The organism is Hallerella porci (assembly GCF_003148885.1).
Taxonomy (GTDB): domain Bacteria; phylum Fibrobacterota; class Fibrobacteria; order Fibrobacterales; family Fibrobacteraceae; genus Hallerella; species Hallerella porci.
In genome coordinates, this window is the sequence record NZ_QGHD01000045.1 from 1 (window position 1) to 10,595 (window position 10,595).

Annotated in this window: 11 protein-coding genes and 1 pseudogene; 4 read left to right on the plus strand and 8 right to left on the minus strand. The window is 37.6% G+C overall.

What is annotated here, in order from left to right; all coding sequences use genetic code 11:
• Positions 1-148: 148 nt before the first annotated feature.
• Positions 149-442 carry a type II toxin-antitoxin system RelB/DinJ family antitoxin gene (locus tag B0H50_RS12475; RefSeq protein ID WP_106197922.1) on the minus strand — a complete coding sequence of 98 codons (294 nt, stop codon included), beginning with the start codon at positions 440-442 and terminating at the stop codon, positions 149-151.
• Positions 443-644: 202 nt separating this feature from the next.
• Positions 645-1,703, minus strand: a complete 1,059-nt coding sequence (locus B0H50_RS12480) for a hypothetical protein (protein WP_106197924.1) — start codon at positions 1,701-1,703, stop codon at positions 645-647.
• Between the two features lie 155 nt (positions 1,704-1,858).
• Between B0H50_RS12480 and B0H50_RS12485 the strand changes: the two are divergent.
• Positions 1,859-2,173: pseudogene (locus B0H50_RS12485) on the plus strand (DUF4143 domain-containing protein); the annotation flags it as partial.
• A 162-nt stretch (positions 2,174-2,335) separates the two neighbouring features.
• Positions 2,336-3,580, plus strand: coding sequence for an ATP-binding protein (locus tag B0H50_RS12490; RefSeq protein WP_146129126.1), 1,245 nt, complete (start codon positions 2,336-2,338; stop codon positions 3,578-3,580).
• Between the two features lie 197 nt (positions 3,581-3,777).
• On the opposite strand, the gene B0H50_RS12495 is transcribed toward B0H50_RS12490, so the two are convergent.
• The 4 genes from B0H50_RS12495 to B0H50_RS12510 form a co-directional block, all read right to left on the minus strand.
• Positions 3,778-4,449, minus strand: coding sequence for a hypothetical protein (locus B0H50_RS12495; RefSeq protein ID WP_109587877.1), 672 nt, complete (start codon positions 4,447-4,449; stop codon positions 3,778-3,780).
• A gap of 74 nt (positions 4,450-4,523) precedes the next feature.
• Positions 4,524-5,162 carry a fibrobacter succinogenes major paralogous domain-containing protein gene (locus B0H50_RS12500; protein ID WP_106200213.1) on the minus strand — a complete coding sequence of 213 codons (639 nt, stop codon included), beginning with the start codon at positions 5,160-5,162 and terminating at the stop codon, positions 4,524-4,526.
• Positions 5,163-5,194: 32 nt separating this feature from the next.
• Positions 5,195-6,133, minus strand: coding sequence for a hypothetical protein (locus B0H50_RS12505; RefSeq protein ID WP_106200215.1), 939 nt, complete (start codon positions 6,131-6,133; stop codon positions 5,195-5,197).
• Between the two features lie 15 nt (positions 6,134-6,148).
• Complete coding sequence (locus B0H50_RS12510; protein ID WP_106200217.1) at positions 6,149-6,790, minus strand: hypothetical protein; 642 nt, start codon at positions 6,788-6,790, stop codon at positions 6,149-6,151.
• A 335-nt stretch (positions 6,791-7,125) separates the two neighbouring features.
• Between B0H50_RS12510 and B0H50_RS12515 the strand changes: the two genes are divergently transcribed.
• Together B0H50_RS12515 and B0H50_RS12520 are read left to right on the plus strand one after the other, a co-directional pair.
• Positions 7,126-8,406: an ATP-binding protein gene (locus tag B0H50_RS12515; protein WP_106200219.1), complete on the plus strand. Its 1,281-nt coding sequence runs from the start codon at positions 7,126-7,128 to the stop codon at positions 8,404-8,406.
• 68 nt (positions 8,407-8,474) lie between these two features.
• Positions 8,475-9,530, plus strand: coding sequence for a virulence RhuM family protein (locus tag B0H50_RS12520; RefSeq protein ID WP_106200221.1), 1,056 nt, complete (start codon positions 8,475-8,477; stop codon positions 9,528-9,530).
• 21 nt (positions 9,531-9,551) lie between these two features.
• Here the strand turns inward: B0H50_RS12520 and B0H50_RS12525 are convergent, their stop codons facing one another.
• Both B0H50_RS12525 and B0H50_RS12530 read right to left on the minus strand, forming a co-directional pair.
• The gene (locus B0H50_RS12525; RefSeq protein WP_106200223.1) at positions 9,552-9,848 is read right to left on the minus strand and encodes a diguanylate cyclase domain-containing protein; all 297 of its coding nucleotides are present in this window, start codon (positions 9,846-9,848) and stop codon (positions 9,552-9,554) included.
• On the minus strand, positions 9,841-10,149 hold the full coding sequence (locus B0H50_RS12530) for a hypothetical protein (protein ID WP_106200225.1): 309 nt from the start codon (positions 10,147-10,149) through the stop codon (positions 9,841-9,843). Before B0H50_RS12530 ends, B0H50_RS12525 begins: the two co-directional genes overlap by 8 nt.
• Between the last annotated feature and the right edge of the window lie 446 nt (positions 10,150-10,595).

Consider the following 10,595-nt stretch of genomic DNA (forward strand, 5'->3'; position numbering starts at 1 on the left):
GCTTTGATTTTGCTTTTCGCTTCTTCAATTTTGAAATTTCAAAGCTCTTTTTTTAGCTAACAAAAACTAAATGACACAGTTTATTTGACAGAACCGTCAAAAGAGCAGAAACCAAAACATTTGTGTCTATCACTGCATAAATCACAAATCATTTTCCTTTCCGCGAATTTTTAATTTCTCGATTGATTTCTTTTAAACTCAAATCTTGCACACCATATTCTTCAGCGTCTTCTCTCAAAGCCATAAAAGCTCGACTTCCTTTTGCTTTTACGTTATACGAACTTTCGGCTTGAATTTCAAATGGAATTTTTCTTTCACGAACAACAGCTCTTGCAAACACATTAAAAGCCGTCGTCGCATTCATTCCAAAATTTTCACACAACTTATCAAATTGACGCTTTAATTTTTCATCCATCCGAATACTAAATGTTGCTTGACTCATAAAATTACTCCTTTTTATATAAAATATAACCTATTGTGTTCAATAATAGCAAACCACCTCCCAAATAATAACCTTCATTACATAAAAAGGGGGGAAGCCTCCCCCTCGCTGCATCACTAAAAATTTCAAACAAATTAACTTCGCCAAATATTTTTAGTGATTCCGCTACCCCCTCTGCGGGGACACCCCGCAACGCCCCGAATTAAAACATAAAGAAAACTGCGCTGATAATAAGCGAATAAATTACGCCAATAATCACGCCTTTAATTTCATTTCGATTATAATCATCTAGATTATAATTCGGGCGAATTTCTTCAAAACGACTTGCCGCAACATGAGCTATAAACAAACTATATGCAATAAACATTAAGGTTTCAAAAATACAAAGAAAGCAAAGGGTACTGATATTTTCTGCCATATTCATAGTAAGTTTATCCATAGCATTCGCAATACGATTATCTATCCCCCTAACTATAAGAGTGGGGATAAAACATTTCCAGAAAACAACCCCAAAAAAGCTTTTTCCTGAGCGCCTTATTTCAGAACGATGCACGAAATAACTGATAAGAGCACCGCCAAAAAATGCCGACCACATAAACGATTCTCTTTTCGAATCATCTGTTATATCACACGCATTTTCTTCGTGAGATTCTACTTCTTCATTGGCAGCAGAATAAACAGGAATTTCTTTTTTTAATCGCTTCGCTCTTTTCTTGTAACTGATAAAGAAACCGATAATGCCGACTAGTAAAACCACCCATATCGAAGAAGTGGAAACAAGAAGCAACGCAAGAATACTCATTAAACTAGCTTCTGGAAAATAGGTGACCAAGTTAAAAACTTCACCACCAATATTTGCATTCACCAAAAGTGAATCATTTTCTCTAACATCAAGAAGCAAAGCATCATCGCAAGCAGCTTCTCTACAAAGGATTATTTTTTGTTGAATTGTTGGCCAGTCCGTTGTTTGTGTTTTTTCTGCGCGATTTAAAACCTGAATTAAATGATTTAAAGTTTCTTGATCAACATTCACGGGAACAGAAAAAGAAAAATCGCCTTTTTTTGTATGAACTACAAATTGTGATGGATACAAAGTAAAACCGTCACCATCATATTTTGCTTCGTTCAAAGATTTTGCAGATGTTGAATCATTTCCATTTTCACTGCAAAAAGCACTTGAAACAAGCAAAAGGAAAATCAATAAAGTCTGAAACAACATTCGTCTCATCACATTGTTCATGTTTTTCTCACTTTTCATCATTCTTACACTCCGACGTTATTATTTTGCATAGGAATATAAGAAAAAAAACGCTTTGTCTAGGTTTTTGGTAAAATGTTTTTTTTTGAAGCAACACCATTTACATTTTTAAGGACGACTTTTAAAATTTGAGCAAATAATAAGAAAAGTCCGCATTTAAAATTTTTGTAAACGATATTGGACTTTTGTGCGCCATGTGCAAAATTTCATCGAACGTTTTGTTAAACGACAACGAATTATTTTCGCAGTTCAAAGGCGCCTTGACGGAGCAATACGTCTTTCAACAATTGAGAATGATTCCTGATTTAGATATTTTTTATTGGTCTGCAGAAAATTTACAAGCCAAAAGTTTGAAAGCCTTTGTTCAAAAATACCCTAAACTTCACGGCATAAGAATTTCGCTTTCCAAATACAGGGAACAAGAATTTTTAACAAACAGGCCTTTGTATGCGGTAAAGTCGATGATAGAATAAAAATCACAGCGAAATTTCTAACCGAAAAACTTTCGATTTTTTGGACTTTTTCGGTTATGAAATATGACTAAATTTCGCTAAAAACGCCAATTTTTAAGGAATTTTAAAAACCTAACTAAAAAACTATTGATTTTTCAGACTTTTTCGGTTAAATTTTGTTACATGAATAAATTCTTAATCGAGCGCAATTTTTATTTAGAAAAGCTGATTTCTGCGATGAATCATCCGGTAGTCAAAGTCATTACCGGAATTCGCCGTTCCGGAAAATCAATGCTTGTTTTTAAGTTGTTTTATCAGCATTTGCTAAAAAGTGGAATTTCTAAAGACCATATTATTTGCGTTGATTTAGAAACGCAAAAGAATAAGCCACTGCGCGATTCCCAAAAATTATACGAGTTCATTACTGCAAAAATCGTCGATGACAAACGCTACTATGTTTTACTCGATGAAATTCAGCTTGTCGATGAGTTTGAAGATGTCGCTATGGGTTTAATGATTGACGACCACTGCGATGTTTATTTGACTGGTTCAAATGCAAAACTTTTATCCAAAGACATCAACACGCGCTTTCGCGGTCGAAGCGAAGAAATTCGGGTATACCCGCTTTGCTTTAGCGAATATATTTCTTATTTAGAAAAAACTGAAAACGCAGTTGACAAATCCGAAGCCTTAAAGCAATTTATGTTGTATGGAGGACTTCCGTATGTTTGCCAATTAGAAGATTCAAAAACCAGAATCAATTATTTAAATTCCATCAACACGACCGTTTTATTTCGCGATTTGATCGAACGATACGAAATTCGAAATGAGCATTTATTTTCGTCGGTCATTGAATTTTTATGTTCAAACATCGGTTCGTATGTAAGTGCAAAAAAAATTTCAGACACTTTAAAATCAAATGGTTTTAAAACGGCATCGGTTGAGGCTATTGGCAATTACTTAAACCACCTTTGTGATTCATTTTTATTTTACAAGGTCAACCGCTACGATGTCAAAGGGAAAGCGTTTTTAAAGACGCTTAACAAGTATTACATTTCAGACTTGGGACTTCGAAACGAACGACTCAATTTCAGACAAATTGAGCTTACGCATTCTTTAGAAAATCTAGTTTATCTAGAACTTATCAAGCGAGGCTATTCTGTTGATATTGGGAAAAATAACGAAAAAGAAATTGACTTTATCGTAAATGAATCCGGCGGCAATTTAATGTACATTCAAGTCGCATACACGCTTATGGGCGAAGGAAAAATGGAACAAGAATTATCTTCGTTTAAAAACTTGAATGACGGCTACAAAAAAATCGTTATCACTATGGATAACGACCCCTTTACTCAATTAGAAAACGGCTATAAAAAGTTGAATGTCTTTGATTTTTTGCTCAACGAAAAATCGCTTGAAGAGGTTTGATAAAACTAACGATTTCTCGGGCATTGTTTATGTGTCATCCTGAGCGAAGCCGTAGGCGTAGCGAACGGATCTAGCTTTTCAAGTAAAAAGTCGCGGGCCTTTAAGCCCGCGACAAATAAAAGGAATGAACATTAAACAACAAACAAAGATGCGATTAAAGAAGAGGGCTTTTTCTACAAAGCGTTTCTCCACATTGACTATTTATTGCGACTACCAATTTCATTTTCATTATCATCTTTATTAAAATTTTGAACATTTGGAACATAAACCGGACGTATCGGAAAACCGACTTCTCGGTCATCGGAATAGACCAAGCTATAACCTCTTGAGTCAATGTGTAAATTGACAATAGCAGTGTCATTATAGGGGGTTGCAGTCCAGTAATGCCCGTCCTCTATAAAGAAACCTTTCTCATCTGTGTTAATTACACGACCATGGTAGCTATTGCCCGTCCCAGGTAAAATAATAGAATTCCCGTTTTTACCAGTTACCGTATAATACCCTTTTCCTGTTACCCTATTTCTCGACCATTCCCATTGGCAATTATCAATCAGCTCTCGCACTTGCTCCGCAGTGGGTATCCGCCAACCATTGCCCCATTCCCTTGCGACAATGTCAAATTTTTCATTTCCCGAAAATTCCTCTGCACTACGCTGATAGGGTTGGTAATAAAAACCAGCACCAAAAGGCCCGTCAGTCCCAAAATTAACATTTGACCACTTGGTGCCACTAGGGAGACCTAAATCGACAGCTTCCAAATTTTCAGGAGGTTTCGTGCTGCCAAATAATAGCGCACAACCACACACAGAAAACATAAACGCCACCATCAATGTGGCAAAGACCAAAGATTTTATTTTTGATAAATTCATAAAATATCTCCTTTTAAACGTGAATTCAATTTGCTAACGCAATTTAATTCCATAGTTTTTCCAAATGCACATCGCTATTCAGCTAAGACAGGGCGGATAGACTGACCTCTAGGACGGCTATGGAGACGATCAATGCCAGTCACATTTCGTTCCTCTGAATCAAAATCAAGAAAGTAGGCACCAGTGCTGAAACCTTCAACAGGAGTAGAACTCCAATAATATCCTTTACTGCCATTGCCGAGCAGATCAGATCCGTCATAGTACCCTGCCGCAGGAAGAAAAATACTATTGCCATTTCGCCCTGTTACTTTATAGCCTTTTACCATTTTGCCTTCGCTATTTTTTTGTGTAGTCCGTTTCCATTTACATTTTTTCATCAGTTCCACCATCTGCTTTTCCGTTGGCAGTTTCCACTGATTGCCCCAATTGGCAGTGGCAGCATCATATTTTGGATTTCCGGACACGCTGGAATTTAGTTCCTGCTTACCATAGGTTGAACTATTCTCTTGGTAGTATTCGCGTTTAGGCGTCGTCTCACCCCAAGCAAAATAATCCCCATAATCAGCGGGCGATTTTGCCCCTACATTCACACTTGCCCACTTGGTACCACTAGGCAGTCCTAAATCAACCGCTTCAAGACCATTATTACAAGCAGTCAGCATACTCATCGCCATGAGAACAAAAGTCAAAAACGTCATTCTAATATTTTTCATTTTTTAAATTCCTTAGTTTTAAATAAGCATCTCTATTCCGCTAAAACTGGGCGCACAGATTTTTGATATTTGTGATAGTCTGCACCAAAAGCGTTTGGGAATCCTTCGGTAGTCCCCAACCATAGATAGCTAGCCCGTTCGCTGTCGTATTTCGCATTGGGTTTATCCGAGTTAACATACACTTTAAGGGCATTGTTACCAACATACCTCGCAGGAGTGGAGCTCCAATAATATCCAATCAATAATCCACAGAAGTTTTCTCCACAACCATCTTTACCACTGCCAGCAGCTGGAAGAAATATTGATTTACCGTTTGGCCCAATAACCTGATAGCCATCAATATCATTGAATGTTTTCCGAATCCAGGTACAATTTGAACCTAACTCTTTAAGCTGATTTTCCGTCGGCATTTTCCATTTGTCACCCCAATTTGCCATGGCTGCGTCATATTCTACATTACCCGAAATATCCATATTAATTTTTCCAGGTCCATTTTCTGGTTTGACTGAGCCCCATGCAAAGTGATCTCCAAAAGCAGAATTATCTTTTGCGCCAACATTCATATTAGCCCATTTGGTGCCACTGGGGAGCCCTAAATCAACAGCCTTCTTTTCTGTTTCAATCTTTAATTTAGGAGGTTCTTTTACTTTAATTTTATCTTCACACTTAATTGTTATATCACCCCCAATTTTTAATTTTGCTTTATATGTTCCTGATTCTTTAGGGTAAATTTTAATTTTTAAACGATTATTGTCGTATTCTTCACCATTGATATACCAAGTCAAGCTTACTTTAGGATTCAACTCATAAGGGCCAGTCCACTCAGCAACCCATGAAATGCCAGATTGGCCTAAATAAATTTCGTCCTCCCCTTTTACGCTGCATGAGCCATATTCGCTCGAATCATCGCAAGCGGTAAAAGAGAGCGCTGCTGCAGCACAAAACGTATAGAGTAAGTTAAAAGTTTTCATAGTTTATCCCTTCTGTTAATTTTTATTTAAATTTGCCAAAGCACCCGTAACATCACCTAAATCATAGATGAAATCATCTTGATACTCTTGGATTAAAAAAGTTTGGATAAGATGGCTTCGACGCAAAGTTTCCAGCACTTCATCTTTTGAAGAAACTCGTTCATACCCTTCGTAATCAAAATCAATTCCATCTTGCTTGAAGTTTGCAACAATGTCGTCGAGTGATTTGGGATTCACTGTCATGGAAAATAATCGCGGCTGCAAAGTAGCGATTAACCGAACGGTCGCCAAAATGTAGTGTTTTGTTGTTAATTTCTGTAAAATTTCATCTATTTTCTCATAAACATCCCATTGAAGCTTTTCAGGCTCTAATGTCAAAAGGTGCAAAGCATCTTTAAGCCCAGAATCATCCCAATGTTTTTGAACTTCTTCTTTATCTTCATTAGAAATCATTCCATTTCCGAGCGATGCAACTACCTTCCCATTTCCCCAAAATTCATTGAAAATATTAGCATCCCAAGCACAGGCAGAATCCCCTTCTTTAACCTTTTGAAAAATTTCTCTCATTACTTTCGGACGAGCATTCGTATATTCGCCAGGCTTAAATGTTTCTTGATAAGAATGAACTTCGTGCAACTTACGTTTAGGGCAATTCATAGGATACTCCTTTTTGAAAATTTTAAGCAATATGTAAAAAAAAAATAACATTCGTCAATAGTTTTTATTATTTTCGTTAAAAATGTTGATTTTTATGTCGTTTTACGATTTTTTTGAAAATTCTGGTGGAAAAATTTGAGGAGAATGCTAGATCCTTCACTACGAACCTACGGTTCTCCGTTCAGGATGACACTGCATTCGTTCCGTGCTCCGCACTCCACTCAGGATGATATGAGAAAATCATACCGATTAGAAATTCCAAATTAGACCGAATAAAAAAGTGAAATTCAACCGAATAGATTGACTAAATTAGACCGATTTTGTAAATTTTGGCTATGGATAAGTCAAATTATTTGAAAAGAATTGTTGATAAGCAGATTCAGGCAGCTCTTGAAACTTTTGGAGCCGTCTGCGTCGAAGGTCCAAAATGGTGCGGCAAAACATGGACATCTGATTTTCATTCCCAAAGTAAAATTGAATTGGGTGACCCGAAAGGAAATTTTCAAAATCGACAACTTGCGCAAATGGACCCGCAACTTATTTTAGAAGGGGAGTCTCCAAGATTAATTGATGAATGGCAAGAAGTTCCGCCTATTTGGGATGCCGTGCGCTACGAGGTCGATAAACGTGCGAAAAAAGGGCAGTTTATTCTGACTGGTTCGTCAACGCCCTCGAGAAAGGGTGTCTTGCATAGTGGGGCTGGACGCATTACAAAAATCCGCATGCGGCCGATGAGTTTATATGAATCCGGGAATTCTAGCGGAGATGTTTCTCTGTTGGATATTTGCAACGGAAACACCAACGCAAAAATGACGGGAGATGTAAAGCTTAAAACGATTATTGAGTTGATTTTAAAGGGTGGATGGCCAGGAAGTTTAAATTTACCTATTGAAAATGCGATGGAAATTCCCAAAGCATACATCAAAGCAATCATTGATGATGACATTGAAAGAATAGATGATGTTAAAAGAAACAAGAGTAAAATGATGCTTTTGCTAAAATCGCTTGCTCGAAATGAATCCACTACAGCGACGAATAAAATTTTAAAAAACGACATCAAGGCCGTTGATGATGATGATATTGACACAGACACGATTGCCAATTACTTGGATGTTTTTAAAAGGCTTTTCCTAATTGAAAATCAGTCTCCGTTCAATTCTAAAATTCGTTCCAGCCAAAGAATCAAGCAAGCCGAAAAGCGCCATTTGGCAGACCCGTCTTTAGCAGCTGCATTACTCGGAGCAACGCCCGATAAATTGTTAAACGATTTAAATACATTGGGCTTTTTATTCGAAGCTTTATGTGAAAGGGATTTGGATATTTATGCCAATTCCTTTGGCGCTAAATTATTTCATTATCAGGATTACGGCAATAACGAAATTGATTCCGTGATCGAAATGCCAGATGGCTCGTGGAACGCTTTTGAAATTAAACTTGGCGCAAATCAAATTGATGATGCTGCCGAAAATTTGCTTAAAATAAAAGCTTCAATTGAAAAAGAACCCGGTGGCAAACCTCCTGCTAATTTATGTGTAATCTGCGGTTTGAGTAACGCTGCTTACAGGCGCCCCGATGGAGTTTTTGTTGTGCCGATTACGGCTTTAAAAGCGGTGTAAAAATTTTAAGTGAACTCGTTTTTGAAACTTTTATAAATTATCAAAGTCATTTGCGGTAAGGAGTCTTCATGGCAAAAAAGAAACAAGAAGTGAGTTTGGTGCGTTCATCAGCGGCGGAATATTTGACATTTATTGCCTCCACTGGCGATAGCCACGAAAGCATTGAAATGCGCTACGAAGACGAAAATATTTGGCTTACCCAAAAAATGATGGCAGCACTTTATGATGTTGGTTTGCCGACAATAAACGAGCATGTAAAAAAAATCTACGCAGACAAAGAATTAACAGAAAGTGCAACTATTCGGAATTTCCGAATAGTTCAAAGCGAAGGCGCAAGACAAGTTTCAAGAATCGTCAATCATTACAATTTGCAAATGATTATTGCCGTAGGTTTTAAAGTCAACAATGAACGCGCGGTGCAATTTCGGAAATGGGCTAATTCCATCGTCAAGGATTTTACAATTAAAGGCTGGGTGATGGATGACGACCGATTGAAAAATGACGGTTCTGTTTTAACAAAAAAATATTTCGAACAGCAGCTTGAAAAAATTCGCGAGATTCGAATTTCCGAGCGCAAATTCTATCAGAAAATTACAGACATTTATGCGACCGCTTTAGACTACGACCCGAGCGCAAAAGCGACAAAAAGATTTTTCCAAGCAGTGCAAAACAAATTGCATTACAGCGTTCATGGCCAAACTGCCGCTGAAGTCATTTACAATCGTGCCGATGCACAAAAAGAAAATATGGGGCTCACCAATTGGGAAGGCGCTCCACAGGGTAAAATTCACAAATACGATGTTGTCGTGGCGAAAAATTATTTGACAGACGAAGAATTAAAACAACTTGAAAGAATTGTTTCGGCTTATTTAGATATGGCAGAAATGCAAGCCGAGCGCCATATTCCGATGACGATGCAAGATTGGGAAACTCGATTAAACGGATTTTTAACTTTGTGGGACAGAGACGTTTTAAAAGACAATGGAAAAATTTCTGCGGAAATTGCCAAGCTCCACGCCTTAACCGAATTCGAAAAATTCCGCGTTGTGCAAGACAAAATTTATCAAAGCGATTTTGATAAATTCTTAAAAGAAAATCACATCGAATACATCGCTGACAATTAGATTTTGAAATTTTTTTGCATTTTATCGTCTGCGACGATCGAGCCCTGAGTTTTTGTAGTATTCCGATTTATTTTCATACATGCGGCGGTCGGCTTCGCGGACCATTTCGTCGAAGGTGTAGTTAGCGTTTTCGTCGGCGATAACGTAGCCGTAAGATAGCGAAAGCGACTTAATAAATTTACCGCGCCAACTTGTGACTTCTGCTCTTAAACGATTGCACAAATTTTTGCGTTCAGAAGGAACCACATGAAGTAACGCCACAAATTCATCGCCACCGATGCGGAAAAGTTTTCCATAGGGACGCAAGACGTTACACATACAGTCGGCAGCTCCGACTATCAATTCGTCGCCCGATTCTTTTTTTGCCCTTTAAGCGCTGCGATAAAGTTTCAAAATTCACAAAATTGCGAATGAGTTCCACCGACTCTTCGGCGGTGACGTGATCCATAATGTTCAAAAGTTTGGCCTGAAGCGTATCCAATCCCTCGGACCACTTTTCAATAAAACTATTGGTTTTGATGCTTTCCATCAAATTATTTTTAATATCATAGACATGCACCGAGATGTAATTCTCGGATAGAGCTTGCAAAACGGTTTTGAAATTTACCTTGTCAATCATTCGAGAATCCTTGCCATACTTTCAAAATAATATAAAATCAATAGGATTTTTCAATCCGGAGAAATTTTCATTCTCATTTTAATGTTTTTTCTAAACGCAACTTTGTCGCCTCGCGCGGAGCGCCATTTTGAGAACTTAGAGCTGAGAACTTTGAACTTAGAAATTCTAAGCTCTAAACTCTAAGTTCTAAGATCTTGCATTCCACTTTTTTCAATTTTAAGTAAAATCTTCTTTACTTTAGAGAAATTTTGCACATTTTTACTGATTAAAGCGTCTATACTCTTAGATAGGGAAAATTGTCCGTATCCGCTTTTTTGGGGGCGTTCCCAATGGAGAACAAAATGACGAATAAAAATTCTCGTCGCAGTCACGATGCATTCTTTCGCTGGCTTTTTGCCGATGAAAATCATTTGCGGGCGTTATTGAAACTTTCCGCGAAATCCAAT

Coding starts and splice junctions, on each gene's coding strand:
- B0H50_RS12475 (WP_106197922.1), bottom strand. CDS start 442: ATGAGTCAAGCAACATTTAGTATTCGGATGGATGAAAAATTAAAGCGT.
- B0H50_RS12480 (WP_106197924.1), bottom strand. CDS start 1,703: ATGATGAAAAGTGAGAAAAACATGAACAATGTGATGAGACGAATGTTG.
- B0H50_RS12490 (WP_146129126.1), top strand. CDS start 2,336: ATGAATAAATTCTTAATCGAGCGCAATTTTTATTTAGAAAAGCTGATT.
- B0H50_RS12495 (WP_109587877.1), bottom strand. CDS start 4,449: ATGAATTTATCAAAAATAAAATCTTTGGTCTTTGCCACATTGATGGTG.
- B0H50_RS12500 (WP_106200213.1), bottom strand. CDS start 5,162: ATGAAAAATATTAGAATGACGTTTTTGACTTTTGTTCTCATGGCGATG.
- B0H50_RS12505 (WP_106200215.1), bottom strand. CDS start 6,133: ATGAAAACTTTTAACTTACTCTATACGTTTTGTGCTGCAGCAGCGCTC.
- B0H50_RS12510 (WP_106200217.1), bottom strand. CDS start 6,790: ATGAATTGCCCTAAACGTAAGTTGCACGAAGTTCATTCTTATCAAGAA.
- B0H50_RS12515 (WP_106200219.1), top strand. CDS start 7,126: ATGGATAAGTCAAATTATTTGAAAAGAATTGTTGATAAGCAGATTCAG.
- B0H50_RS12520 (WP_106200221.1), top strand. CDS start 8,475: ATGGCAAAAAAGAAACAAGAAGTGAGTTTGGTGCGTTCATCAGCGGCG.
- B0H50_RS12525 (WP_106200223.1), bottom strand. CDS start 9,848: ATGTGTAACGTCTTGCGTCCCTATGGAAAACTTTTCCGCATCGGTGGC.
- B0H50_RS12530 (WP_106200225.1), bottom strand. CDS start 10,149: ATGATTGACAAGGTAAATTTCAAAACCGTTTTGCAAGCTCTATCCGAG.